The organism is Magnetospira sp. QH-2, assembly GCF_000968135.1.
In the GTDB taxonomy this organism is placed as follows: domain Bacteria; phylum Pseudomonadota; class Alphaproteobacteria; order Rhodospirillales; family Magnetospiraceae; genus Magnetospira.
Window position 1 is genome coordinate 3,642,717 of record NZ_FO538765.1, and the last position, 24,784, is coordinate 3,667,500.

Genomic DNA, 24,784 nt, shown 5'->3' on the forward strand with positions numbered 1-24,784 from the left:
TATAAATTACATGAAAACTAACGGGTTTTTGGTTTGTGTGTGATTCATTCCCGAATCACACAATCGGGTCTTGTGCTGCACTGCACATGTTTGCCATAATCCGCCGCCACGGAACGGGTCCGCCAAAAAAGGCCCGCCCGAATGAGTTTTTGCAACCCGAATATCGTCCTGGGAGGACCCTATGACCGACGCTTCCGTTTTCCCCGTCCCCGAAGAGATTGCCAAGAACGCTTGGGCCGATAACGACAAATACCTGGAAATGTACAAGCAGTCCGTTGAGGATCCGGAAGGGTTCTGGGGCGAGCAAGGCAAGCGGATTGATTGGTTCAAACCCTATACCCAGGTCAAGGACGTCTCCTTCGACCCGCATGATGTGCATATCAAATGGTTCGCCGACGGTGAGACCAATGTCTCGTATAACTGCATCGACCGGCATCTGGCGACCCGGGGCGATCAGGTGGCGATCATCTGGGAAGGCGACGACCCCAAGGAAGACCTCAAGATCACCTACAACGAACTCTCCGAGAAGGTCAACAAGCTGGCCAATGCCATGCGCGACATGGGCGTCGCCAAGGGAGATCGGGTGGTTCTCTACCTACCGATGATCCCCGAAGCGGCCTATGCCATGCTCGCCTGTACCCGCATCGGCGCTGTTCATTCCATCGTCTTTGGCGGTTTCTCTCCTGATGCCTTGGCCGATCGTATCATCAATTCCGGTGCCAAGCTGGTGATCACCTCCGATGAGGGCCTGCGCGGAGGCCGCCCGGTCCCCCTTAAGGCCAATGCCGACAAGGCCGCTGATCGGGCCGATTGCCTGGAGAAGATGATCGTCGTCAAGCGTACCGGTGGTGCCATTGACATGAAGGATGGCCGCGATTTCTGGTACGACGATGTGACCGGCAGCGCGTCCGCCACCTGTGAACCGGCCCGCATGAACGCCGAGGACCCGCTGTTCGTTTTGTATACTTCGGGCTCCACCGGCCAGCCCAAGGGCGTGTTGCACACCACCGGCGGCTATCTGGTCTATGCCTCCATGACCCATCAGTACGTTTTCGACTACCATGACGGCGACATCTATTGGTGTACCGCCGACGTGGGTTGGGTCACCGGCCACAGCTACATCGTCTATGGCCCGTTGGCCAATGGCGCCACCACCTTGATGTTCGAGGGCGTGCCCTCCTATCCCGACGCCTCGCGCTTCTGGCAGGTGGTCGATAAGCATCAGGTCAACATATTTTATACCGCCCCCACCGCCATCCGCGCCCTGATGCGCGAGGGCGAGGAGCCGGTAAAGAGCACATCACGCAAGAGCCTGCGTATCTTGGGCTCGGTGGGTGAACCCATCAATCCGGAAGCCTGGATGTGGTATCATAAAGTGGTCGGCGACGAGCGTTGCCCCATCGTCGATACCTGGTGGCAAACCGAAACCGGCGGCATTTTGATCACCCCGCTGCCCGGCGCCACAGCGCTGAAACCCGGCTCGGCCACCCGGCCGTTCTTCGGCGTGTATCCGACCATCGTCGATGCCGAAGGCAACGAACTCACCGGCGCCACCGAGGGCAACCTGTGCATGGCCGATGCCTGGCCGGGCATGATGCGTACCGTCTATGGCGACCACGAGCGCTTTGTGCAGACCTACTTCTCCACCTACAAGGGCTATTACTTCACCGGTGACGGCTGCCGTCGCGATGAAGATGGTTTCTATTGGATCACCGGTCGCGTTGACGACGTGATCAACGTATCCGGACACCGTATGGGCACCGCCGAGGTCGAATCGGCGCTGGTTGCCCATGCCAAAGTGGCCGAGGCCGCCGTGGTCGGCGCGCCGCACGACATCAAGGGTCAGGGCATCTACGTCTATGTCACCTTGAATGCCGGGGTCGAGTCCTCCGATGAGCTGAAGACCGAGTTGGTTAAGTGGGTGCGCAAGGAGATTGGCCCCATTGCCAGCCCCGACTGGATCCAGTGGTCCCCGGGCCTGCCCAAGACCCGTTCGGGCAAGATCATGCGCCGCATCCTGCGCAAGATCGCCGAGGACAGCTTCGAGAACCTGGGTGATACCTCGACCCTCGCCGACCCCACCGTGGTCGATGACCTGATCGAGAATCGACAGAACAAGCAGAGCTGATCGTTCACTGACAGCTTAGCCGAACAAGCGGCGGGGTCTTCGGACTCCGCCGTTTTCATATGGGCTTCATTTGAGCGAGACCTCAATTTGGTTGCAGTTCAGGTGCCTCCCGATGAAGGCTCTTGGATTCAAAGCCAAAAAGGACCACCTTGTTAGGGACGTACCCACAACGGACTCGTCGTCTGCATGTTCGAAAAGACCCATCAGAAAGAGCGGCAATCCACCAAGGAATCAGGCCGGGGCGAGGGGCTGCGCTGCAAGGTGTGCTGGCATGTCACCTTGCGGGTGTTCCTGGCCATCGTGGCCGTGGAACTGATGGTGCTGATTCCGTCCTACCTGAAATTCGAGCATGACTGGCTCGATGAATTGGCGGACAAGGGCCGCACGGTGGGTATGACCTTGTTGTCCACGCCCATGCAATCCATGCCCGAGGAAATCCTCGATCAGCTTGAGGTGGCCGGCATGGGCACGGTGATCCGCGGCGCCCGGCTGCTGGACAAAGAGGGCAACAGCCTAGGCAGTGTCGGCGAGAAACCGAAGCTGCTGACCGGACCCGATAATCAGGACCCGATCCTCAACGACGATCGCGACCGCCTCGAAGTGCTGGTCACCGCGAGCCAGGCCAACGGCGGACGATCCTTGATCCTGTGCCTGGATAGCAGCGGCCTCGACGCGGCCCTGGAAGCCTACGTCCTACGCATCGCCGGTCTGGTTTTGGTCATCGCCCTGTTCGTCACCATCGTCACCATGCTGGTGATCAGCCGGGCCATTCTGATGCCCCTGCTGACCCTGCGCCATCGGCTTCAGGCGGTGGGTGACGATCCGGAAAAGGCCGACCAGTATCAGGCGCCCGAGGCGCGCGAGGACGAGATCGGCGACCTGCAACGGGCCTTTAACGGCATGATCACTCGCATCGCCGCCGACATCGGCATCATCCGCGCCACCGAGACCCAGTTGCGCGAGGCCCATGACCGGTTGGAAGAAAAAGTCGTCGAACGGACCCGTGAACTGTCTCACGAGGTGGCCCAACGCCGTCATGCCATGGAGCTTCTCGAAGCCAGCCAGGAACAACTGACCCACAAGGCCAATTTCGACGACTTGACCGGCCTACCCAACCGCCTGCTGGCCATGGACCGGTTGGAACAAGCCCTTGGCGTGGCCCGGCGCTATGAGCAAAAAGTGGCCTTGATGCTGCTCGATATGGACAATTTCAAGACCGTCAATGACACCTTGGGCCATAACTATGGGGATCAGTTGTTGATCGAGATTTCCAAACGGTTCGGTGATTGTCTGCGCGACAGCGATACCGTGGCCCGTATCGGCGTCGAGCCGGACGCGCAAGGCGATGGAACCGGTCCCGACACGGTGGCCCGCATCGGTGGGGATGAATTCATGGTCATCCTGCCCCATATGGACCATGTCACCGACACGGATATCGTTGCCCGCAAAATCCTCGAAGCCTGCGCCGCCCCCTTCGACATCAACGGCCACGAGATCTTCATCACCACCAGCATTGGCATCACCATCTTTCCCCAGGATGGCCAAAGCGCCGTGGCGCTGCTGGCCAATGCCGACAATGCCATGTACGAGGCCAAGCGCATCGGACGCAACGGGCGCTGTTTCTTCAAGGGTGAGATGAACGCCCGGGTCCGAGAACGTCACATGATCGAGTCCCAATTGCGCTATGCCATGGAGAAAGAGGAACTGAGCCTTGCCTTCCAGCCGTTGATCGACATCCCCACCGGCGAGACCATCGCCTTCGAGGCCTTGCTGCGCTGGCGCAATCCGGACCTGGGGCAGGTGGGACCCGACCGCTTCATTCCGGTGGCCGAGGGCACCGGGTTGATTATTCCCATCGGCGACTGGGTGCTGCACGAAGCCTGCATGGCGGCGGCGCGCTTGGCCAAGGGCCTGGGGCGACCCATCCGCGCGGCGGTCAATGTCTCGGTACGACAGTTCCGCGGCGGCGCCATCATGAAGTCGGTGGAGCGGGCCCTGGCCGACAGCGGATTGGCGCCGGAACATCTTGATCTGGAGATTACCGAAAGCCTGTTGATCGAGGACAGCGATGAAATCGCCCGCCTGCTCAGGCGGTTACGCAACAAGGGCATCCGCATATCCATCGACGATTTCGGGACCGGTTACTCATCGCTGGGGTATCTGAAACGCTTCCCGGTGGATATCTTGAAGATGGACAAGTCGTTCATGAGCGGCATCACCAAGAACGACGAAGACCGGGCCCTGGCCCGGGCGGTGTTGTCCATGGCCCATAGCCTGGGCCTTGAAGTGGTGGCCGAGGGCATTGAGGATGCCGACCAATTGGCCTTTCTGAGCGCCAATGATTGTGATATCGGACAAGGCTACTATTTCAATTGCCCCGTTCCGGAACAGGAGCTTCTGAACTTCGCCCGCCAGAATTAACAGGCCGCAAGCAAGCCTTACCCAGTCTTCGAGGAAACACATGCTTCGACAAGCTCAGCATGAGGTGTCCATATGAACCGCATCGCAAGCCTCGCCCTGCGCCCGTCGAAGGGCGAAGCGGGTCGAATAATGCACGGACTTCCAGCGATCGGCACCGGGATACCCCGACCATGATGGAACCGGTCTGGCTGACCCTGAAACTGGCGGCGCTGACCACCTTGATCCTCTTGATCGTTGGGGCGCCCATCGCCTGGTGGCTCAGCCGCTCCCAGGCCTGGTACAAGGAAATCATCGCCAGCATCGTTGCCCTGCCTTTGGTGCTGCCGCCAACGGTGCTGGGATTCTACCTGCTGCTGCTGATGGGGCCGGACGGTTGGTTGGGTCAACTGTTGGACTCCCTGGGCGGCTGGCGGCTGCCCTTTACCTTCGCCGGGCTGGTGGTGGCCTCGGTGATCTATAGCCTGCCGTTTGTGGTGCAGCCGATCCGCAATGCCTTTGATTCCATCGGCGATGGGGTGCTGGAGGCCGCCGCCACCCTGCGTGCCCGGCCTCTGGATGTGTTCTTTTCCGTCGCCCTGCCCCTGGCCCGGCCCGGTTTCCTCACCGGCGCGGTGCTCGGTTTCGCCCATACGGTGGGCGAGTTCGGCGTGGTGCTGATGATCGGTGGCGCCATCCCCGGCGAGACCAAGGTGCTGTCGGTGGCCATCTATGACCATGTGGAAGCCCTGGAATGGGGCGAGGCTCACCTGCTGTCGGCGGGACTGGTGGCCTTTTCCTTCGCCGTTATCTTGTTCATGACCCTGACCGAGAAACGCTTGCGGCGCGGCCAAAGGGGCAAGGCATGAGTGGCGTCGAGGCCCATCTGAAAGGCCATATCGGCGGGTTCCATATGGATATCGCCTTCACCGCCCCCAAGCGCGGCGTCACCGCCCTGTTCGGCCCGTCGGGCTGTGGCAAGACCACGGCACTGCGCTGCATCGCCGGACTGACCCGCCTGTCCCATAGTCGTTTGAGTGTGTTTGGAGAACCCTGGCAGCAAGGGGCCACCTTCCTCGCCCCGCATCGGCGACCGGTGGGCTACGTGTTCCAACAGGCCAATCTGTTTCCCCACCTCTCGGTGCGCGGCAATCTTCTTTATGGCCAGAAACGCGCGCGGGGAACTCAGGATACCAGCCTGGAAAACGTGGTTTCCATGCTCGGTCTGGAGACTATGTTGGCGCGCGATCCGGCCAACCTGTCCGGCGGGGAACGGCAACGGGTGGCCATCGGACGGGCCCTGCTGTCGCAACCACGCCTGTTGCTGATGGATGAGCCCTTATCGGCGCTGGACCGGCAAAGCAAAAACGACATTCTGCCCTACCTGGAGACCCTGCACGACCGTCTGGCCATCCCGGTCCTCTATGTCAGTCACGATCTGGCGGAGGTAGAACGACTGGCCGACCATGTAGTGATGATGGAGCGCGGAACGGTGTGCCAGGAAGGCCCGGTGGCCGAGGTCATGACCGATCTGGACCTGCCGCAGATGCGCACCGCCGAGGCCGCCGCCGTGCTGACCGCCCATGTGGCCGGGCACGAACCGGAATATGGCCTGTGCCGCATGGATGTGGACGGCCAGAATGTGTACCTGCCCGGCCTGGTGGGGCCCATGGGCAGCTCCCGCCGTTTGCGGGTGATGGCCATCCATGTGAGCCTGTCGCTGCAGGCCTACCAGGACAGCTCCATCCTCAATGTCTGGCGGGCCAAGGTCCTGCGCGCCGAACCGGCGGGACCGGCGGGCATGATGGTGCTGATGCGTCTGGGCGAGGATGGTTCGGGGCAGCCGGTGCTGTCCCGCATCACCCGCAAATCCTGGGATCGGCTGAACCTGAAGCCGGGGCAAACGGTCTGGGCCAACGCCAAGACCGTGGCGCTCGCGGATGGGTGATTATCCCATGGTCACCTGAATGGGCGGCGCGGACCGTTCCCGGTCTTGCATCCGCCGCGCCATGCGTTGCAGGCGCGTTCCCACGGCCCGATTGACCGAGGTCAGGGGATAGTCTCCATCGTCATCCGGTTGCCCGGCCGGAATACCGGTCAGCCGTTCGATGCCCTCGTCGATGGTCTCCACCGGATAGATATGGAACCGTCCTTCACGCGCCGCCGCGACCACGTCATGACGCAGCATCAGATGCTTGACGTTGGCCGCCGGGATCAGCACCCCCTGCTCGCCGGTCAGCCCCTTGGCCTTGCAGACGTCGAAGAACCCCTCGATCTTCTCGTTGACCCCGCCGATGGCCTGCACCCGACCGAAGGAGTCCACCGAACCGGTGACCGCCAACCCCTGTTTGATAGGGATCTCGGCAATGGCCGACAGCAGCACATAAAGCTCGGTGGAGGAGGCGGAATCCCCTTCGATGCCGCCATAGGACTGTTCGAATACCAAGGTGGCGGCCAGGGACAAAGGCCGGTCGGCGCCATAGCGGTGATTGAGGAACGAGGCCAAGATCAGCACCCCCTTGGAATGCAACGGTCCGCCCAGGGCCACCTCGCGCTCAATGTCGATCACCTCGCCGCGTCCCGGACGCACCCGGGCGGAAATGCGCGAAGGCTTGCCAAAGGCGAAATCGTTCATTTGCAGCACCGCCAGACCGTTGACCTGACCGACCCGCGCGCCTTCGGTTTCCACCAGCAAGGTACCCCGGGCGATCTCTTCTTGAATGCGGTCGCGGATACGGTCGGAGCGGAACTCACGGGCGTCGATGGCCTGTTGGATCTGCTCGGCGCCGATCAGTTCCCGGTCCCCGGAACGAGCCCAGTAGGCGGCCTCGCGCACCAGATCGACGATGCTGCTCATATGAGCCGAAAGCCGCTCTGAATCCCCGGCCAGCCGGGCGCATTGCTCGATCACCCGGGCCACGGCGGCGGCGTCCAGATGGGGCAGCTTTTCTTTGTTGCAGACTCCGGCGATCAGGCGGGCGTAGTGGCGGATATACTCCTCGGTGCGCGGCATGCGGTCGTCGAAATCCGCCGCCACCTTGAACAGCTCGGCAAATTCCGGATCATGGGCACTGAGCAGATAATGCAGCATGGGATCGCCCACCAGTACCACCTTGACGTCCAGGGGGATGGGCTCCGGTTCCAAGGTTACCGTCCCGGCGAATCCCCAAGCCTCGGCGGCACTTTCGATGCGGATACGATCGCCGCGCAGAGCCCGTTTCAGGGCCTCCCAGGCCAAGGGCTGCATGAGCAAACGACGGGCATCGAGAATCAGGAATCCGCCGTTGGCCCGGTGTAGGGCGCCCGGCTTGATAAGATTGAAATCGGTCATCAAGGTGCCCTGCTGGGCCACCTGTTCCACCCGGCCCAACAGATTACCGAGGGTCGGATGTTCCTCCTCGACCACCGGCGCGCCGCGCCGGGGACCGCCGTTGTCCACCAACAGATTGACCTTGAACCGGCGCAACGAAGCGCCACGCCCGGCGGCTTCCTCCGGTGATCCGTCGGGCAAGGGCAGGAAGTCGCGCGGATCTTCCACCACCTGGTCGCGCACCGTTTCCAAATGAGTCAGAACCTGCGCCCGGTCGGCCCATTTCTCGCGCAGGGCATCGATCAGGTGGCCCACCGCCAGTTGGGTGGTCTCCTTGGTCAGGGCGCGCAGCTTCTCGCGTTTCTCCTTCTCCCAGCGTGGCATCTCGGCCATCATCTCTTCGAGCCGGGATTGGAAATCCGCCATCCGCCGGCGGTAGTGATCCTGATCCTCCTCCGGCAAGGCTTTGAAGTCATCACTGCTTAGCACCTCGCCATCCTTAAGCGGCGCCAATGCCAGCCCCATGGGGGTGCGCAGCAGAGCCACATCCCGTTCGGCTGCCTGATCTTGAAAACCGGAGAAGCGGTCTTCTTGGTGTTTTTTGTATTCGTCCTCAATGGCCTGTTGGTGATTCTGGAAGGTTTCGCCCTCGAAGGCAGCCGGCAAGGCCGAGCGCAGATCCTCGATCAGGCCGTCCATGTCACGCACCAAAGGCTGCCCTTGGCTCGCCGGAAGGCTGATGGCCCGAGGCTTGTGCGGATCGTCGAAATTATGCACGTAGCACCAATCACCGGGCACCGGGCGGCTGTCGGCGGTCTGTTCCAGAAAACGCCTGACCAGACTCTGCTTGCCGGTTCCCTGCGGGCCCAGGGCGAACAGGTTGTATCCATGATGATCCATATCCATGGCGAAACGCACCGCGGCCACGGCCCGGTCCTGTCCGATGAAATCCTCCAACGGGTCCAGTTGCCCGGTTTCGGTGAATGGGAAGGACTCGGGATCGCAAAGGGTATACAGCCGACTGGCATCCAAGGGAGCAGGGGCAATGGGTTTCAGTTTGGTCATGGCAGGGCCTCGATCCGTTCCATGTCGTCATCGCTGAATCCGAAATGGTGGCCGATCTCGTGGATCAGCACATGCCGCACCAGGTGGGCCAGGTCCTCCCCGGATTCGCACCAGCAGTCCAACAAGGGGCGGCGGTAGAGAAAGATCATGTCGATTCCGTGGGGCAGATCCGAGACACTCTTCTGATCCAGAGAGACACCGTGATAGAGCCCCAAAAGGTCGAATGGGCTTTCCAACCCCATCTCTTTCTCCACCTCCGGATGAGGAAAATCCTCCACTCGGATCACCACGTCGGTCACTCGGCTGGCCAGCAGCTCTGGGATCGTGCCCATGGCTGCGCGGGCCAAGTCTTCGATCTGATCCAAGGTGGGTGCGATGACAGCTTTCATCCTTTCATTTTACTCCCATATGTTTGGAATCGCATCCAAACTCGTGAGGAATCCATGAGTCACAAATTGACCGGCAGCGCCCGCGAAACGGCCCTGGCCGGGCTGCCCGGCTGGACGGACGTGCCGGGCCGCAATGCCATGACCAAGAGTTTCAAGTTCGCCGACTTCAATGCCGCCTTCGGGTTCATGACCCGTGTGGCCTTGGCGGCGGAAAAGGCCAATCATCACCCGGAATGGTTCAATGTCTATAACCGGGTGGAGGTCATACTGAGCACCCATGACTCAGGCGGCGTCACCGACAAGGACATCGCCTTGGCGCAATTCATGGAGTCTGTTTCAGGCGGGTGATCATGCGGCCGATGAGGGCGTAATCCACCTTGCCAGTAGCCTTTATCCGCTCGCGGGATTGAAAGGCGCGCACGGCGGCGGCCAGGTCGCCATGGACCGGATGGCCGAGTTTGGCCAGCAGCAGCTTCGCCGTTTCCTCGGCCTGGGGCCTGCCCGGCGGCGAGCCATGGGCGGCGCGGCTTCGCACCGAATTGGCGAAGGTCTTGCCCGGCACCGCCAGGCCCACCGATTCCCCCTTTTTAGGCTTGAGCGTGGCCACATGGATGGCCGCCACCCGGAACCGTTGGCCATCGAACAAAAACACCGGCGAACCGGAATCCCCATGTACCGCGTCGCATTGGTGGTGCAAGATCGGTCGCCCAAAGGAAAACCCGACCATGCGGCAGGCCAGATGCACCGACAGTACATGGGCCTTGTCCTGGGAATAGCCCGCCTGGATAAACACCGCCTTGTTCTTGCGCAATTCCTCGAAGCGGGCTCGGTCCAAGGATTCCACGCCCAAGAACCCCGCCTCATTGGACAGGTCCTTGGCCAAGGTAACCAACGCCCAATCTCGACCGGTTTTGCGCCAGGTGTTTTTATCCTTGTAGTTATAGCCCTTGGGCACATTGATGCCGGTCACTTTGGCATGGGCGATGTAGTCACCGCGCGAGTACCCGGCCAGGAAATGCAGGGACTGTGTCGGCAGATAGCTCAGAGTCCGTTGGTTCCACAGACAATGGGCGGCGGTGAGCACGGTTTTGGGTCCCACCAAGACCCCGGTACAGAAACCACCCGTGCGCTTGTTAAGCCGCCCGATGGCGCTCCAGGGGTATTCGCCGCCAGGCGGATAGACCCGGTCATCGGCGCCCTTGATGCCAGGCAACAAAGGATTTCCGGCCAGCACCACCGATGGGGCGAAAAGGGTCACAACAAGGATCAACACGCGGAACATCATGCCTTGTCTATAGCCTACTCTCAGACCGCCACCAAGCCACGTCATGGGGGAGCCACCGAGAATCCGTTCAACTGAAGAGACGCCCATGAATCCAGCGATGTCATTATATTATTAGAATAATATAATATTAGAGGTTGCTTTAAGACTTTGATGGCGCTTGAATCTTTTACATCATATCAACTTGCATTCCTTAGAGTATTCGGTCAAAATCGATGAATAAAAATCAGAAAAACTTCGCTATTCATTAGACCTGGGGAGGATTTCGGGATGAGCACTCTGTTTGACCTGAAGCGCGGAAGCCAAGACATACTGGAAATGATGGACATCTTGCAGGTGCTGATCCGCGCCGATCATGTGCGCCACACTGCGACCGTCCAAAACATGTTCATCCAGATGGGCGACATGGTGAACCAACATTTTTCCATGGAGGAAAGCCGGTTGTTCCGTGGCCTGCTGATCCATGAAGATACTCATGTGCAAGCCACCGCCCGGCGGTTCCTGGACGGCAAACGCGAGTTGAAGAAGTTCTTCAAGAGCTATCTGCATCGCTGGTGCGAGAAAGGCATGACCGAGGACGACTGCGAGGACTTCATCATGGAGACCGACCGGCTGTTCGCCATGCTGCGGCGCTGGGTTGCCGATGTGGAAAGCCGTATCTATCCGTTGGTGGATGAAGCCGCCTGATCGGCTTTTTCCTTCCCGGACCTGACACGGGCGTCCTTCGGGACGCCCGATTTCGTTGCGGTTCGATCCGAAATCCGCTAAAAACCGTTTCCTTCGACCCCACCGGAAACCAGGATGATCCCATGGACAAGTTCACCAAGCTGACCGGCGTCGCGGCGCCCATGCCCCTGATCAACATCGATACGGACATGATCATCCCGAAGCTGTTCTTGAAAACCATCAAGCGCACCGGCCTGGGGATTAATCTGTTCAACGAAATGCGCTATGACGATGACGGTAACGAAATCGCCGATTTCGTGCTCAATCAACCGGCCTATCGCGATGCCCAGATCCTGGTGGCCGGCGAGAATTTCGGCTGTGGTTCGTCCCGCGAACATGCCCCCTGGGCGCTGCTGGATTTCGGTATCCGGGTGATTATCGCCCCGTCCTTTGCCGACATCTTTTTCAACAACTGTTTCAAGAACGGTATCCTGCCCATCCAACTGCCCAAGGAAGACGTGGACAAGCTGATGGACGACGCCGAACGGGGCGCCAACGCCACCGTCACCGTGGACCTCGAAGCTCAGGTCATCACCGGCCCCGATGGCGGCTCGGTTTCGTTCGAGGTGGATCCGTTCCGCAAGCACTGCCTGCTCGAAGGCCTCGACGACATCGGCCTGACCCTGCAAAAGGCCGACAAGATCACCGGCTTCGAACAGGGACGTCAGGCCGCCCAGCCCTGGCTGTAAGATTCCTCTGATCGGCCCCCTTTTATTCGCCACCGAGGAAAAACAACGAATGTCCCGCCAGACCGACGAAGTGGCCCGCCGACGGACCTTCGCCATCATCTCTCACCCGGATGCAGGCAAAACCACCTTGACCGAAAAACTGTTGCTGTTCGGGGGCGCTATTCAGGCCGCCGGGGCGGTCAAGGCGCGTGGTGAACAGCGCCGGGCGCGCTCGGACTGGATGAAGGTGGAGCGCGAGCGGGGCATCTCGGTGACCTCGGCGGTGATGACCTATGATTACGCGGGCAAGACCTTCAACCTGCTCGACACCCCGGGCCACGAGGATTTTTCCGAGGATACCTATCGCACCCTGACGGCGGTTGATTCCGCCGTCATGGTCATTGATGGCGCCAAGGGCATTGAGAGTCAGACCCGCAAGCTGTTCGAAGTCTGTCGATTGAGGGATATGCCCATCACCACCTTTGTCAACAAGATGGACCGGGAGAGCCGCGACCCTTTCGAGATCATCGACGAGATCGAGCAGAATCTGGCCATCGACGTGACCCCGGCCAGTTGGCCCATCGGCATGGGGCGGCATTTCCTCGGCGTCTATGACCTGATCCATGACCAACTGATCCTGATGGAACGCACCAGCCGCGACGGCATGCCCTTGGAAGGCGAACCCTGCGACGGCCTGGACGATCCCAAGCTGGACGAGATGTTGCCCGAAGATGCCGTGATCACCTTGCGTGAGCAAGTGGAAATGGCCCGTGGCCTGTGTCCGCCGTTCGACCGCGAGGCCTATTTGGAAGGCACGCTGACGCCGATCTATTTCGGCAGCGCCATCAATACCTTCGGGGTGCGCGAACTGCTTGACGGCCTGGTGGTCGCCGCGCCGCCACCGCGCCCGGCACCGGCCGCTGCCCGGCCCGTCGCGCCGGAAGAGACCAAGGTCAGCGCCTTCGTGTTCAAGATCCAGGCCAATATGGATCCCAAACACCGCGACCGCATCGCCTTCGTACGTCTCTGCTCCGGCCACTTCAAACGCGGCATGAAGCTCAAGCATTCCCGCTCGGGCAAGATGCTCAACGTGCATAACGCATTGTTGTTCCTGGCCCAGGATCGGGAGGTGGCGGAAGAGGCCTGGCCCGGCGATATCGTCGGCATTCCCAACTATGGCAATCTGCGCATCGGCGATGCCCTGACCGAGGGCGAGGACATTCGCTTCACCGGCATCCCCAGCTTTGCGCCGGAACTGCTGCAGACCGTGCGGCCCAAGGATCCCTTGAAAGCCAAGCATCTGGGCAAGGCCTTGCAGCAACTGGCCGAAGAGGGCGCCGCCAGCGTGGTCAAGCCGATGATCGGCGCCGACTGGATTGTCGGCGTGGTGGGGGCATTGCAGTTCGAGGTGCTTGCCGACCGCATCCGCACCGAATACGACCTGGATGTGCTGTTCGAAAGCACCACTCTTTATACCGCGCGCTGGGTCTCCGCGCCGACCGACGCCGAACTGAAGGGCTTCGTCGATAGCAATCGGAGCAGCCTGGGCGAGGACCACGACGGCGATCCGGTGTTCCTGGCCCGCAATGCCTGGCACCTGAACAAGGCCGAAGAGGATTATCCAGGCATCGGCTTCGCCAAGACCAAGGAACATGTGGAAGGGGGCCGGGACTCATGAGCGGCAACTACGAACTGCACGAAAAACTGGCCACCGACACCATTGAATTGGGCCAGATGATGCTCTCCGACGTGCGGGTGATGAATGACCGGCGTTTTCCCTGGCTGGTGCTGATCCCCCGGCGTGGCGGCCTGACCGGCCTGCATCAAATGGAGCGGACCGATCACCTGTTGCTGATGCAGGAGATCACCAAGCTGTCAAAGCTGATGGAAACAACTTTCGCGACCGACCGCATCAACGTCGGCGCCCTGGGCAATATTGTCCCACAACTGCATATCCATATCGTCGCCCGCACCGAGGGCGACCCCGCCTGGCCCGGCCCGGTCTGGGGCGCCGGGACACCGGCCCCCTATGGGGAAGAGGAGCCGCAATTAAAGAAGATCCGTGACGCCTTCGAAGGTCTCTAGATTCACGGCCTTCAGAGATGATTCGAAGAGACGACGACCCCCGGAAATGCTAAGGTCCTGGCGCGTAAAAACAGCGAACAGCGGAGCGCCAATGGGCCAGGGCTCCCATCCTTTGATGGAACGAACCGGTAAAGGGACTCCCCTTGCGGCTGTGGTCGCTTTATGGCTGATGGCTCTGGTTGGCAGCCCCTCCTTGGCTGCCGATCCGCCGCTGGAAGACGTCGCCATCCAGTTTCACTGGCTTAATCAGTTCGAATTCGCCGGATTCTATATGGCGAAGGAGAAGGGCTTCTATGAACAGGCCGGACTCAACGTCACCATTCTGCCCTACGAAAAGGGTCAGACCGATGTGGTGGAGACCGTCACCTCGAACCAAGCCCAATACGGTGTCGGCTATTCCTCGCTGATCTACGATTATCACCAGGATCGACCCGTCGTCGCCCTGGCTGCCCTGTTTCAGGATTCCCCACTGGTCTTGATGGTCCGTGACGACGGCGACATTAGCACGCCGGAAGACCTGCGCGGGCGCAAGGTCATGTTCAGTGGCGATGCCTTGAACTCGGCCCCGATTATGGCCCTGCTGTTCAGTCACGGGCTACTGCGGACCGATGTGATCAAGCTCGACCACAGCTACAATATCAACGATCTCCTTTCGGGCCGCACCGATGCGGTAACCGCCTATATCAGCAATGAACCGTTCCATATGCGCCAACAGGGCCATGGCTTCCGGATTTTTGATCCCAAGGAAGCCGGTCTTTCCTTTTACGGCAATCTCTTGTTTTCTTCCCAGGCAGAGGTGCGCGACCATCCCGACCGCACGAAAGCGTTCGTCCAGGCCACTTTGCGCGGATGGCGCTATGCCTTTGATCATGTGGATGAAACCGTGAACCTGATCCGGTCCCGGTACAACGAACAGAACAAATCAGCCGACGCCCTGCGCTACGAAGCAGAGGCCTTGCGGGACCTGGCCTTCAAAGAGAGCATCCCTCTGGGCACGCTGGACCCCGGTAAACTGGAGAAAACCTCCGACGCCTATCGCCTGATGGGAATCAAGCTGTCGGGGCGTTCCCTTGACCAATTTGTTTGGGATGGCGCCAAGCAACGGACCAGGGGAAACCTAGTCTTCTCAGAGGCCGAGAAAGCCTTTATCACCGAGACCAGGATCAAGGCGGCGACCACCACCAACTGGCCGCCGTTTTCCTTCGTCGACCCGCAAACCAATACGCCGATGGGGATCGGCCGTGATTTCTGGCAGGTCGTTGTCGAGACCGCGGGATTACAGAGCCAAACAACTCACTTTAGTAGCTTTATCAACGAGTTGAACGCCTTGAAAGAGAAGCGTCAAGACGTTATCTATAGTGCCGGCGAAACGGAGGAACGGAAACAATACGCCCTGTTCACCGTACCTTACGCCAGTTTCCCAGTCGCCATCGCGACGTCCAAGGACGAACACTTCATACCCAATCCGTCCTACCTGGAAGGCAAAAAAATTGCCGTGGGGCGAAACTTCACCGCCCATAAGATGATGGTCGAGGCCTTCCCGGATTTCGACTATCTACCGGTGAAAAATGTCCGCGCCGGGCTCGAGGAAGTGACCAGGGGCAATGCTTTTGCCTTCGTGGATATCATGCCGGTGCTGGCCCATTCTATTAACCGGCATGGCTATACCAATTTGAAGATCTCCGGCGATACCGGGTTGCAGTTCGATTTGCGGATCATGGTCCGCGATGATTACCCGCAGTTGCTCACCATCGCCAACAAGGTGATTTCCAGCCTCTCTCCGGTTCAGAAGCGAGAGATTCTCAACCGTTGGAACAATGTGCAATACCAGCAAGGGGCCGATTTCACGCGGTATGTTCCCTATGGCATCGGCGTCCTGATCTTGGCCTCGGTGATCTTTACCTGGATGTACCGGGCCAAGCGGCAGGCGGAACAGGCGGAACAGGCCCTGACCATCAAAAGCTCGGACCTTGAACGCACCAACGCCGATCTGCACGAGACCATGCGCCAGTTGGAGTATTCCAATACCGAGCTGCAAAGCTTCGCCTACGTGGCCTCCCACGACCTGCGCGAACCGCTGCGCATGATTTCCAGCTATCTGGAGCTGTTGGCCAGGCGCCATGGCGACAAGCTGAACGGGGAAGCCCATGAGTTCATCGATTATGCCGTCGGCGGTGCCCATCGCATGGATGAATTGATCAACAGCCTGTTGCAGTATTCCCGGGTCCAGACGCACGGCGTGCCGTTCGCTCCGACCCATAGCAACGAGATCGTGGCGGCGGCCCTGAAGAACCTCGATACCTTCATCACCGAAGTCGGCGGAGAGGTGACTGTCCATGACCTGCCGCCAGTCCTTGCCGACGGCTCACAGCTTCTACAGCTCTTTCAGAATCTCATTGCCAACAGCCTCAAGTACTGCGCCGAAGACCGGCCCCCCAGGGTCGGGATCGGCGCGCGTGCCGATGGCGAAATGGTCCAGTTCCACGTCAGCGACAATGGCATCGGAATGGAGTCCCAGTACTTCGAACGGATCTTCGAGATCTTTCAACGCCTGCATGGTCGCGAGCAGTATGGCGGTACCGGCATTGGCCTGGCGGTCTGCAAAAAGATCGTCGAACATCACTACGGTCGGATCTGGGTGGAAAGCACCCCCGGTCAGGGCAGCACGTTTTTCTTCACCCTGCCAAAGGGATGAGGGGCAGAGAGAGCCCACCTTTCAATACCGGCATCGAGACAAAGCTGTTGCAGGCTCACGGCGTCAGGCCTAGGTTTGTGCGTTGCGGTTTTCAAGGACCTCCGGATGCCACAAGACCAGCCAGCGCCCTCCCCGTCCCGGCCTTTGTTGCAGGTCGAGGATGTCCATAAATACTATGGCGACCACGAGGTCTTGAAAGGCGTTTCCGTCGAAGCCCGCCGCGGCGATGTCATCTCCATCCTGGGGTCCTCCGGATCCGGAAAAAGCACTTTTTTACGCTGCATCAACTATCTGGAAATACCCGACAAGGGCCAGATCACCATCGACGGTGAAACCATCCGCACCAAGGCGGACAAAGTCGGACTTCTCAGACCCTGCGATCAAAAACAGCTTGCCCGCCTGCGCGCCCGCATCGGATTTGTGTTTCAATCCTTCAATCTGTGGCCGCATATGACCGTGCTGGAAAACATCATGGAGGCACCGGTTCAGGTGGCCAGGCTTTCCAAAGCCGAAGCCAGAACCCGCGCTGAAGATTTACTGGAGCGCGTGGGCCTCGCCGAACGACGCAACCACTACCCCGCGCACCTGTCCGGCGGGCAGCAACAACGCTGCGCCATTGCACGCACCTTGGCCATGGAACCCGATGTCTTGCTCTTTGACGAGCCCACATCCGCGCTGGACCCGGAACTGGTCAGCGAAGTGCTCGGCGTCATGCGCGGGCTGGCCGAAGAGGGGCGCACCATGCTGATCGTCACGCACGAAATGGGATTTGCACGCGAAGTTTCCAATTGGACCTTGTTCCTGCACGAGGGCAAGATCGAGGAGCAAGGCCGCCCGGAAAATGTCTTCAATACCCCGGATTCTGAACGTGTCGGCCAATTCATGGCCAGTCACATTCAGTCATGAAAGACTACGATAAAACGAGAAACGGCCTGCTGGCAGACATCAAAGGAGACACCAATGAAATTGATCAAAGCAATCCGCATGCTGGGCGTGGCGACATTGACCGTCGTGGCGCTGGGGAGCCTTTCCGCAAAGGCCGGTGACAAACTGCGGATCGGGACCGAAGGCGCTTATCCTCCGTTTAACTTTGTGGATTCCAAGGGGGAACTGCAAGGCTTTGACGTGGATATCGCCAAGGCACTCTGCGCCGAAATGAAGGCTGACTGCACGTTCGTCAAGCAAGATTGGGATGGCATCATCCCCGCTTTGATGGCGCGCAAGTTCGATGCCATCGTCGCCTCCATGTCCATTACCGAAGAACGCAAAAAAGCCGTTGATTTTTCCGAGCGCTACTACACCAACAAACTTCAGTTCATCGGGAAGAAAGGCCAAATGATCGATATTTCCGCCGCCGGCCTGAAGGGCAAATCCATTGGCGCCCAGCGCGCGACCATCAGCAGCAGTTGGCTGGAGAAACACCGTACGGACGCCAAAACCAAACTCTACGACACCCAGGAAAATGCCTATCTGGATCTGGCATCCGGGCGCCTTGACGCGATTTTGGCCGACGTGTTTGTCAATGCCGAATGGCTGCAAACCGACGCGGGGAAAGACTTTGAGTTCAAAGGCGAGCCGGTCTTCAAAGATGACCTCATCGGAATTGCCGTGCGTAAAGGTCAAGACGATCTGCGCCTGAGGCTGAATGCCGCCATCAAGGCGATTGTCGCAAACGGGACCTATGGAAAAATCAACGCCAAGTACTTCCCCGTCGACATCTACTAAGGATTACAGGGGAAATCGGGTGGGACCCCATGATGTCTCACCCGTTTCCCGCATTTTAAAAGCAAGCAATGTTTGATCTTCACGGCTTTGGCGCACAGCTACTAGCAGGGACCCTCGTGACCCTGCAATTGGCGATGGCGTCTCTGGTTCTCGGGTTGATCTTGGGCTTGTTGGGGGCCGCGGCCAAATTGTCCCCCTTTGCCCTGTTGCGCCAATTGGGCAATGGCTACTCCACCTTGATGCGGGGACTGCCTGAGTTTTTGGTGGTTTTGACGTTTTATTTCGGCGCCTCCCAGATCTTGATGGCCGTCGCGTCCTGGTTTGGGTACGACGAATACATCGAGGTCAGCGCCTTTACCGCGGGCACCGCTGCCTTGGGCTTTATTTTCGGAGCCTATGCGTCGGAGCTGTTTCGCGGGGCAATCCTGGCCATCCCGCCGGGGCAACGGGAGGCGGCCCAGGCCTTGGGCATGAGTAATCGCAATACCTTTTTTCGCATAACCATGCCGCAAATGTGGCGCGTGGCACTCCCCGGCCTGGGCAATCTGTTTATGATTTTGATGAAGGATACGGCCCTGGTTTCGGTCGTGGGATTGGAAGAATTGATGCGGGTTACGGCCTTTGCCGTGGGGCATACCAAAGAACCCTTCACCTTCTACCTCGCCGCCGCGTTGATCTATCTGGCCATGACTGCCGTTGCGACCTATGGCATCTCGCGGTTGGAGAAGCGCGCCAATATCGGTGTGCGGAGTGCCGCGCGATGATCAATTGGGACACCATCCTCGACATGGTACCGAAGCTGGCTCAAGGCGCGCTGCTGACCGTTGAGCTGCTGCTTCTATCCGGTTTGGCGGGGTTGGCCCTCGCCGTTGTCCTGGCCATCGGACGGGTTTCGCCCAACATCTGGATCAGCGCCCTGCCCAGGGCCTATATCTTTTTCTTCCGCGGCACCCCATTGTTGGTGCAGATCTTCCTGGTCTATTACGGTCTTGGCCAGTTCGAAGCCGTGCGCGAAAGCTTCCTGTGGCCCGTCCTGCGCGAGGCATACTGGTGCGCGGTCATTACCTTTGCCCTGCATACGGCAGCCTATATCGCCGAAATCCTGCGTGGGGCGATCCAGGCTGTCCCTGTGGGCGAATTGGAAGCCGCCCGGGCCATCGGCCTGCGCCCGATGAAAATATACACCCGGATTTTGTTGCCGCGCGCCATGCGGATGGCCATACCGGCCTACGGCAATGAAATCATCCTGATGCTGAAAGCCAGCGCCCTCGCCAGCACCATTACATTGCTGGATCTAACCGGCATGGCGCGCACGGTCTATGCGAAAAACTATCTGCCCATGGAAACTTTTTTGACGGCCGGAGCGTTTTATCTGGCCCTGACATTTCTCCTTACCCGATTTATCGCGTTCCTGGAGTACCGACTGCACCCGGATCGCCGCCCGCCACCGACCATGCGGAGGCCGTCACCGGAGGAAACCTGAAGGCCTTGTCCCGCCAAAGGGCGATCATTCTCCGATCACCAACCCGACCGCTATGGCCCACATGATCACGGCGATCACGAGATCCAGGATCCGCCAGGAAGCGGGACGGGCAAAGAACGGGCGCAGGGCCCGAGCACCATATCCCAGCGAGAAAAAAAACACGAACGAAGCTGTCGCCGCGCCCAAGCCAAAGACCCAGGCCCCCGGACCATACTGGCTGGAGACGGACCCCAGCAGAACCACCGTATCCAGATAGACATGCGGATTGAGCCAGGTCAGAGCCAGGCATGTTACAAACGCCGGCCAAAAGGGGCTATCGGAGGAATCCGCCGGATTCAGGCCCGCTTGCCCCCGCCAGGCGGCAATCAGGCTGCGCAGGCCATAAACCACGAGGAAGGCGGCCCCCAGGTAGCGCATGACAGGGCCCAACCAAGGGGCCATCTCCATAAGCTGTGAAAAACCCGCGACGCCCCCCACGATCAACAGGGCATCGGAAAGGGCGCAGGTGAGCGCCAGGCTGAACACATGCTGGCCGCGCAAACCCTGGCGCAGCAGGAAAGCATTCTGGGCACCGATTGCCAAAATCAGGCTGAAGCCAAGAAGGAATCCGGGAATGAAGGCTTGGATCATATTGTGCCGTCTGTGAAAACCTGTCTCCTGGCCCTTGCTATCACGGGCGGCCGAGACAAACGAACCTATTATACCACCGCAAAAGGCATCCGCTGCGGGGCCGACTAAAGCCTTTAGTCCTTGAAGCGATGCAATGGAAGGTGAGCCTCGACCGGCAGGGTCGGTCGATCTTGTTCGGCTTCCACCAGGGGTTCGACGGCGCGCAGGGTGGCCAGGGAGCGTCGGGCGATCTCCTGGTATTCGGCGGTGCCCCGTGCTTTCCAGGCGATTTCCGTATCCAGCAGATCACGCACCCGTTTTGCCGGGATGCCCGCCCATAGGCTGCGCGGTGGGATTCGTGCGCCGGCCTTGACAAAGGACATGGCGCCAACGATGGCGGCATCGCCGATTTCCGCGTCATCCATGATCACGCTGTTCATGCCGATGAGCACCCGGGGGCCGATCCGCGCGCCATGCAACACCGTGCCATGTCCGATATGCCCCTCCACGCCGACGACGCAGGCGGCCCGCGGGAAACAATGCAGGGTGCAGTTATCCTGAATGTTGGCGCCGGCATGGACCTCGATGCGCCCGATGTCGCCGCGCAGGGAGGCCCCCGGGGCGATATAGCAGCCGGGTCCCACATGGACATCGCCGATCAGCACCGCCGTCGGGTGAACAAAGGCGTCTGGATGGACAACCGGAATGACGTTGTCGATGGCATAGACCCGGGCCATTCTTGAATGCCTTGTTTTATTAGTTCCACCCAGGCTTCGGAACACCCGGCCCGGCGTTGCCCGATCTTACCCCGAGGGCTCTTGAGCGGGGAAACAAATGTGCCGAGACGGAGAATCCGACCTATCGACAGGTCAACAGCCGATCCACCAACCCCCAACCATATATCTTGTCCTTGCCGGGCTTACCCAGATCAACGGTATCCTTGCGCAGATTTCGTCGCAGCTTGTCCGCGCTCAAATAGCCCACACGGGAAACCTCGGCGGCCGCGAACGCCGTGACGAAGGGGACCGCGAATGAGGTACCACTCTGGGCCTTGCCGCCCCCAGGAATGGCGGTCCACAACTTGACCCCCGGCGCCGCGAAATCGATCCAGGAACCTTTGTTGGCGTGGCGATAGACGATGGTTTTCGCCTCGCCTCCGGTCACCGCCGTGACCGCAATGACCGGTGTATAGGCGGCGGGATAGGCGGGCTTGTCGTCGCGGCCCCAGTTGCCGGCTGCCGCGATCAGCACCAGACCGAGCTTGCGGGCCTTGCTGACGGCGAGACGAAGAACCTTGTTGTCGTCCCCGGCGACGCTCAGATTGATGGCATGGACCCGCTCGCCCGCCAGCCAATCCAGTGCCTTGAGCAGCCCGGCCGCGTTAGCGACCTTGCTCCCGGTTTTGGTCAATTCAAAGATATTGGCCGCCTTGAGCGATGCCTCGGGCAGCAGGCCGCCCCATTTGCGATTGCCCACCAGCATCGATGCCACCGCCGTGCCATGGACCGAAGGACCCGGCTTGCGGCTGCTGCGGTGGAAAGATCGGAATTCGATGGATTGGTTCTTGAGCGCCGGATGCTTAACATCCACGCCCGAATCGATCATTCCCATACTAACACCAGACCCGCATCCCGCCGGCGCGGCCGACCATCCCATGGCGGCCCGGGCATGGCGGCGTTCGCTTTTGGCCTGGGCCTCGAACCGATGATTGGCTTCGAAGGTCGCGTTGGGAAACTTGCGTTTGAGTGTATTGATGGCGCCGGCGACGCTGTCTCCAGGCGGAACCTTGATCACCGCCAGGCTCATGTCCAGTTTGCTCAGATTGACCGATTCAATGACGCGATACCCCAGCCTTTTGACGGCCCTAAAAAAGCCGGATGGCGGATTGAGAACCATCACCTCGCCGGGCTCGACCGCTGAACCGGGCCCATCCCCGCGCTGGTCACGCGCGCCTGATTTCTGCTTGTTCCCGTCCGCGTCCTGCACCCCGATGACCCGGCCTTGCTTGTCGTACAGCAAGATCTTGACTTCGGCACGGCCACTGCCACCGCTGAGCAAAAGAACCACGGCGGCAAGGACCACGGCTCTGGTTATCCATCCCCGCATGCACGGCCTCTCGTTGTTATAGTTTTCGATCATTTCCACCGTCAGGCTATCGCATCCCGCATCGGCAAGGAACCCCATTCCCAACCCAATCCGTATTGATGGATCGATCAGGGCGCGGGCACATGCGGCGGGCCTGGTATCACCCGGGACACGGATGCGGCACATCGACACGTATTTCCTGAAGCACCCGGTATCCGGCCGCCTACGCCTCTCTGCGACCCCTTATCCGGCATGGAACATAAATCAATCCAAACGCTCACCCTCTGAGTGAGACTGTTCAAGGGGAAATGTCAGCGCTTCCGCGGCGCTTCCACAAACCTTTTGGCCGGAACGCGCTCCGGTTAGCAAAAAGCCCCTAACTCATTGAGTTAAGGGCTTTAATTTGGTTGCGGGGGTAGGATTTGAACCTACGACCTTCAGGTTATGAGCCTGACGAGCTACCGGGCTGCTCCACCCCGCGTTGGTGGGTTGTTTGTCCTTTGGAGGCTTGGGGTTTTGGTGCCCATTTGGTCTCTTTGGGACGGGACTTGGGCTGGAACTGTGTTGAGGTTTTGTTTGTTTTCCTGATGTGAATGTTGGTTCTCTTTGGAAGACCTGGCGGCGACTTACTCTCCCACGCCTTAAGACGCAGTACCATCAGCGCTGAGGGGTTTCACGGCCGAGTTCGGGATGGGATCGGGTGGGACACCCTCGCCAGAACCACCAGGTCATCCAAAGGGAACCGGGTATTCAGGGATCAGGGGTCGGGGATCAGGGATCGGATGGGAACCCTGCCGACTTGGTTTTATGAGTGACGTTTAGTGTTGATGTGACCTTAAATGCGCCTTTTTTAAGGGCGCTATCCAATATACCGGGCTTGTCCCCACGCACGGGGTCCAAGCTTGATCAGGGGTTTAAAGCCCTGACGGCATGGGAGGATCTCAAGCCTATCGAGCAATTAGTACCGGTTAGCTGCACGCATTACTGCGCTTCCACACCCGGCCTATCAACGTGGTGGTCTTCCACGGCTCTCAAGGGAAGTCTTGTTTTGAGGGGGGCTTCCCGCTTAGATGCTTTCAGCGGTTATCCTGTCCGAACTTAGCTACCCTGCGATGCCACGGGCGTGACAACAGGTACACCAGAGGTTCGTCCACCCCGGTCCTCTCGTACTAGGGGCAGCTCCTCTCAAACTTCCTACACCCACGGCAGATAGGGACCGAACTGTCTCACGACGTTCTAAACCCAGCTCACGTACCACTTTAATCGGCGAACAGCCGAACCCTTGGGACCTGCTCCAGCCCCAGGATGTGATGAGCCGACATCGAGGTGCCAAACGATTCCGTCGATATGGACTCTTGGGAATCATCAGCCTGTTATCCCCGGCGTACCTTTTATCCGTTGAGCGATGGCCCTTCCACGCGGGGCCACCGGATCACTAAGGCCGACTTTCGTCTCTGCTCGATCTGTCGATCTCGCAGTCAGGCGGGCTTATGCCTTTGCACTCAACGACCGATTTCCGACCGGCCTGAGCCCACCTTCGCGCGCCTCCGTTACTCTTTGGGAGGCGACCGCCCCAGTCAAACTACCCACCACGCAGGGTCCCGGACCCGGTTTCACGGGCCGCGGTTAGATACCAGAGAATAAAAGGGTGGTATTTCAAGGTTGGCTCCACACAGACTGGCGCCTGCGCTTCAAAGCCTCCCACCTATCCTACACATTCATCCCCTAATACCACTGCGAAGCTGTAGTAAAGGTGCACGGGGTCTTTCCGTCTGACCGCGGGTACTCCGCATCTTCACGGAGAATTCAATTTCGCTGAGTCGATGTTGGAGACAGCGGGGAAGTCGTTACGCCATTCGTGCAGGTCGGAACTTACCCGACAAGGAATTTCGCTACCTTAGGACCGTTATAGTTACGGCCGCCGTTTACCGGGGCTTCAATTCAGAGCTTGCACCCCTCCTTTTAACCTTCCGGCACCGGGCAGGCGTCAGACCCTATACGTCGTCTTTCGACTTCGCAGAGCCCTATGTTTTTAGTAAACAGTCGCCACCCCCAATTTTGTGCCCCTCATCTATGGTTGCCCATGAATGAGGCCTCCTTATCCCGAAGTTACGGAGGAATTTTGCCGAGTTCCTTC

General features: G+C 59.6%; 20 protein-coding genes, 1 tRNA gene and 2 rRNA genes (1 of these 23 running past the window's edge). 14 read left to right on the plus strand and 9 right to left on the minus strand.

The genetic code is table 11. The features are described from left to right. Positions 1-181: 181 nt before the first annotated feature. The 4 genes from acs to modC all read left to right on the plus strand — a co-directional run bounded on the left by acs (position 182) and on the right by modC (position 6,473). Positions 182-2,128, plus strand: a complete 1,947-nt coding sequence (gene acs / locus MGMAQ_RS17085) for an acetate--CoA ligase (protein WP_046022501.1) — start codon at positions 182-184, stop codon at positions 2,126-2,128. 186 nt (positions 2,129-2,314) lie between these two features. Then, positions 2,315-4,549, plus strand: a complete 2,235-nt coding sequence (locus MGMAQ_RS19920) for a bifunctional diguanylate cyclase/phosphodiesterase (protein ID WP_052716504.1) — start codon at positions 2,315-2,317, stop codon at positions 4,547-4,549. Between the two features lie 170 nt (positions 4,550-4,719). Continuing rightward, positions 4,720-5,394 carry a molybdate ABC transporter permease subunit gene (modB, locus tag MGMAQ_RS17095; RefSeq protein ID WP_046022502.1) on the plus strand — a complete coding sequence of 225 codons (675 nt, stop codon included), beginning with the start codon at positions 4,720-4,722 and terminating at the stop codon, positions 5,392-5,394. Next, positions 5,391-6,473 (plus strand): molybdenum ABC transporter ATP-binding protein, encoded by a 1,083-nt coding sequence (modC, locus tag MGMAQ_RS17100; protein ID WP_046022503.1) that lies wholly within the window; start codon positions 5,391-5,393, stop codon positions 6,471-6,473. The genes modB and modC overlap by 4 nt, the downstream gene beginning before the upstream one ends. On the opposite strand, the gene MGMAQ_RS17105 is transcribed toward modC, so the two are convergent. Both MGMAQ_RS17105 and MGMAQ_RS17110 read right to left on the minus strand, forming a co-directional pair. After that, positions 6,474-8,900: a Lon protease family protein gene (locus tag MGMAQ_RS17105; protein WP_046022504.1), complete on the minus strand. Its 2,427-nt coding sequence runs from the start codon at positions 8,898-8,900 to the stop codon at positions 6,474-6,476. After that, a complete protein-coding gene (locus MGMAQ_RS17110; RefSeq protein ID WP_046022505.1) occupies positions 8,897-9,289 on the minus strand; it encodes a metallopeptidase family protein in 393 nt (130 codons plus the stop codon). Before MGMAQ_RS17110 ends, MGMAQ_RS17105 begins: the two co-directional genes overlap by 4 nt. A gap of 54 nt (positions 9,290-9,343) precedes the next feature. Between MGMAQ_RS17110 and MGMAQ_RS21225 the strand changes: the two genes are divergently transcribed. Beyond that, entirely contained in the window at positions 9,344-9,637 is a 294-nt protein-coding gene (locus MGMAQ_RS21225) for a 4a-hydroxytetrahydrobiopterin dehydratase (RefSeq protein ID WP_046022506.1), read from the plus strand. Here the strand turns inward: MGMAQ_RS21225 and MGMAQ_RS19925 are convergent. Then, positions 9,612-10,574 (minus strand): trypsin-like serine protease, encoded by a 963-nt coding sequence (locus MGMAQ_RS19925; RefSeq protein WP_052716505.1) that lies wholly within the window; start codon positions 10,572-10,574, stop codon positions 9,612-9,614. The genes MGMAQ_RS21225 and MGMAQ_RS19925 overlap by 26 nt on opposite strands. A gap of 267 nt (positions 10,575-10,841) precedes the next feature. Between MGMAQ_RS19925 and MGMAQ_RS19930 the strand changes: the two genes are divergently transcribed. The 9 genes from MGMAQ_RS19930 to MGMAQ_RS17165 all read left to right on the plus strand — a co-directional run bounded on the left by MGMAQ_RS19930 (position 10,842) and on the right by MGMAQ_RS17165 (position 19,953). Then, a complete protein-coding gene (locus tag MGMAQ_RS19930; protein WP_052716506.1) occupies positions 10,842-11,258 on the plus strand; it encodes a hypothetical protein in 417 nt (138 codons plus the stop codon). A 122-nt stretch (positions 11,259-11,380) separates the two neighbouring features. Continuing rightward, the gene (gene leuD, locus MGMAQ_RS17130; protein WP_046022507.1) at positions 11,381-11,986 is read left to right on the plus strand and encodes a 3-isopropylmalate dehydratase small subunit; all 606 of its coding nucleotides are present in this window, start codon (positions 11,381-11,383) and stop codon (positions 11,984-11,986) included. A gap of 49 nt (positions 11,987-12,035) precedes the next feature. Then, positions 12,036-13,643, plus strand: a complete 1,608-nt coding sequence (locus tag MGMAQ_RS17135) for a peptide chain release factor 3 (protein WP_046022508.1) — start codon at positions 12,036-12,038, stop codon at positions 13,641-13,643. Beyond that, positions 13,640-14,050, plus strand: coding sequence for an HIT family protein (locus tag MGMAQ_RS17140; RefSeq protein ID WP_046022509.1), 411 nt, complete (start codon positions 13,640-13,642; stop codon positions 14,048-14,050). Before MGMAQ_RS17135 ends, MGMAQ_RS17140 begins: the two co-directional genes overlap by 4 nt. A gap of 151 nt (positions 14,051-14,201) precedes the next feature. Continuing rightward, on the plus strand, positions 14,202-16,745 hold the full coding sequence (locus tag MGMAQ_RS17145) for an ABC transporter substrate-binding protein (protein WP_158498887.1): 2,544 nt from the start codon (positions 14,202-14,204) through the stop codon (positions 16,743-16,745). Positions 16,746-16,850: 105 nt separating this feature from the next. Further along, positions 16,851-17,651: an ABC transporter ATP-binding protein gene (locus tag MGMAQ_RS17150; RefSeq protein ID WP_046022511.1), complete on the plus strand. Its 801-nt coding sequence runs from the start codon at positions 16,851-16,853 to the stop codon at positions 17,649-17,651. A 54-nt stretch (positions 17,652-17,705) separates the two neighbouring features. Then, the gene (locus tag MGMAQ_RS17155; RefSeq protein ID WP_046022512.1) at positions 17,706-18,470 is read left to right on the plus strand and encodes an ABC transporter substrate-binding protein; all 765 of its coding nucleotides are present in this window, start codon (positions 17,706-17,708) and stop codon (positions 18,468-18,470) included. Positions 18,471-18,538: 68 nt separating this feature from the next. Then, positions 18,539-19,234, plus strand: a complete 696-nt coding sequence (locus MGMAQ_RS17160) for an ABC transporter permease (RefSeq protein WP_046022513.1) — start codon at positions 18,539-18,541, stop codon at positions 19,232-19,234. Continuing rightward, entirely contained in the window at positions 19,231-19,953 is a 723-nt protein-coding gene (locus MGMAQ_RS17165) for an ABC transporter permease (protein ID WP_371258365.1), read from the plus strand. The genes MGMAQ_RS17160 and MGMAQ_RS17165 overlap by 4 nt, the downstream gene beginning before the upstream one ends. Before the next feature lie 24 nt (positions 19,954-19,977). On the opposite strand, the gene MGMAQ_RS17170 is transcribed toward MGMAQ_RS17165, so the two are convergent. The 6 genes from MGMAQ_RS17170 to MGMAQ_RS17195 form a co-directional block, all read right to left on the minus strand. Beyond that, positions 19,978-20,583, minus strand: a complete 606-nt coding sequence (locus MGMAQ_RS17170) for a LysE/ArgO family amino acid transporter (RefSeq protein ID WP_046022514.1) — start codon at positions 20,581-20,583, stop codon at positions 19,978-19,980. A 113-nt stretch (positions 20,584-20,696) separates the two neighbouring features. Continuing rightward, complete coding sequence (locus MGMAQ_RS17175; RefSeq protein ID WP_046022515.1) at positions 20,697-21,299, minus strand: transferase hexapeptide repeat family protein; 603 nt, start codon at positions 21,297-21,299, stop codon at positions 20,697-20,699. 121 nt (positions 21,300-21,420) lie between these two features. Beyond that, the gene (locus MGMAQ_RS19935; RefSeq protein ID WP_158498888.1) at positions 21,421-22,746 is read right to left on the minus strand and encodes a S8 family serine peptidase; all 1,326 of its coding nucleotides are present in this window, start codon (positions 22,744-22,746) and stop codon (positions 21,421-21,423) included. 305 nt (positions 22,747-23,051) lie between these two features. After that, positions 23,052-23,128, minus strand: a tRNA-Met gene (locus tag MGMAQ_RS17185). A gap of 132 nt (positions 23,129-23,260) precedes the next feature. Next, positions 23,261-23,375: ribosomal RNA gene (gene rrf, locus MGMAQ_RS17190) — 5S ribosomal RNA — on the minus strand. Positions 23,376-23,584: 209 nt separating this feature from the next. Beyond that, a 23S ribosomal RNA gene (locus MGMAQ_RS17195) occupies positions 23,585-24,784 on the minus strand (it continues 1,545 nt past the right edge of the window).

What these genes read in the sequence shown, in the direction of transcription:
- acs (WP_046022501.1), top strand. Translation starts at nt 182, where the DNA reads ATGACCGACGCTTCCGTTTTCCCCGTCCCCGAAGAGATTGCCAAGAAC.
- MGMAQ_RS19920 (WP_052716504.1), top strand. Translation starts at nt 2,315, where the DNA reads ATGTTCGAAAAGACCCATCAGAAAGAGCGGCAATCCACCAAGGAATCA.
- modB (WP_046022502.1), top strand. Translation starts at nt 4,720, where the DNA reads ATGATGGAACCGGTCTGGCTGACCCTGAAACTGGCGGCGCTGACCACC.
- modC (WP_046022503.1), top strand. Translation starts at nt 5,391, where the DNA reads ATGAGTGGCGTCGAGGCCCATCTGAAAGGCCATATCGGCGGGTTCCAT.
- MGMAQ_RS17105 (WP_046022504.1), bottom strand. Translation starts at nt 8,900, where the DNA reads ATGACCAAACTGAAACCCATTGCCCCTGCTCCCTTGGATGCCAGTCGG.
- MGMAQ_RS17110 (WP_046022505.1), bottom strand. Translation starts at nt 9,289, where the DNA reads ATGAAAGCTGTCATCGCACCCACCTTGGATCAGATCGAAGACTTGGCC.
- MGMAQ_RS21225 (WP_046022506.1), top strand. Translation starts at nt 9,344, where the DNA reads ATGAGTCACAAATTGACCGGCAGCGCCCGCGAAACGGCCCTGGCCGGG.
- MGMAQ_RS19925 (WP_052716505.1), bottom strand. Translation starts at nt 10,574, where the DNA reads ATGATGTTCCGCGTGTTGATCCTTGTTGTGACCCTTTTCGCCCCATCG.
- MGMAQ_RS19930 (WP_052716506.1), top strand. Translation starts at nt 10,842, where the DNA reads ATGAGCACTCTGTTTGACCTGAAGCGCGGAAGCCAAGACATACTGGAA.
- leuD (WP_046022507.1), top strand. Translation starts at nt 11,381, where the DNA reads ATGGACAAGTTCACCAAGCTGACCGGCGTCGCGGCGCCCATGCCCCTG.
- MGMAQ_RS17135 (WP_046022508.1), top strand. Translation starts at nt 12,036, where the DNA reads ATGTCCCGCCAGACCGACGAAGTGGCCCGCCGACGGACCTTCGCCATC.
- MGMAQ_RS17140 (WP_046022509.1), top strand. Translation starts at nt 13,640, where the DNA reads ATGAGCGGCAACTACGAACTGCACGAAAAACTGGCCACCGACACCATT.
- MGMAQ_RS17150 (WP_046022511.1), top strand. Translation starts at nt 16,851, where the DNA reads ATGCCACAAGACCAGCCAGCGCCCTCCCCGTCCCGGCCTTTGTTGCAG.
- MGMAQ_RS17155 (WP_046022512.1), top strand. Translation starts at nt 17,706, where the DNA reads ATGAAATTGATCAAAGCAATCCGCATGCTGGGCGTGGCGACATTGACC.
- MGMAQ_RS17160 (WP_046022513.1), top strand. Translation starts at nt 18,539, where the DNA reads ATGTTTGATCTTCACGGCTTTGGCGCACAGCTACTAGCAGGGACCCTC.
- MGMAQ_RS17165 (WP_371258365.1), top strand. Translation starts at nt 19,231, where the DNA reads ATGATCAATTGGGACACCATCCTCGACATGGTACCGAAGCTGGCTCAA.
- MGMAQ_RS17170 (WP_046022514.1), bottom strand. Translation starts at nt 20,583, where the DNA reads ATGATCCAAGCCTTCATTCCCGGATTCCTTCTTGGCTTCAGCCTGATT.
- MGMAQ_RS17175 (WP_046022515.1), bottom strand. Translation starts at nt 21,299, where the DNA reads ATGGCCCGGGTCTATGCCATCGACAACGTCATTCCGGTTGTCCATCCA.
- MGMAQ_RS19935 (WP_158498888.1), bottom strand. Translation starts at nt 22,746, where the DNA reads ATGGGGTTCCTTGCCGATGCGGGATGCGATAGCCTGACGGTGGAAATG.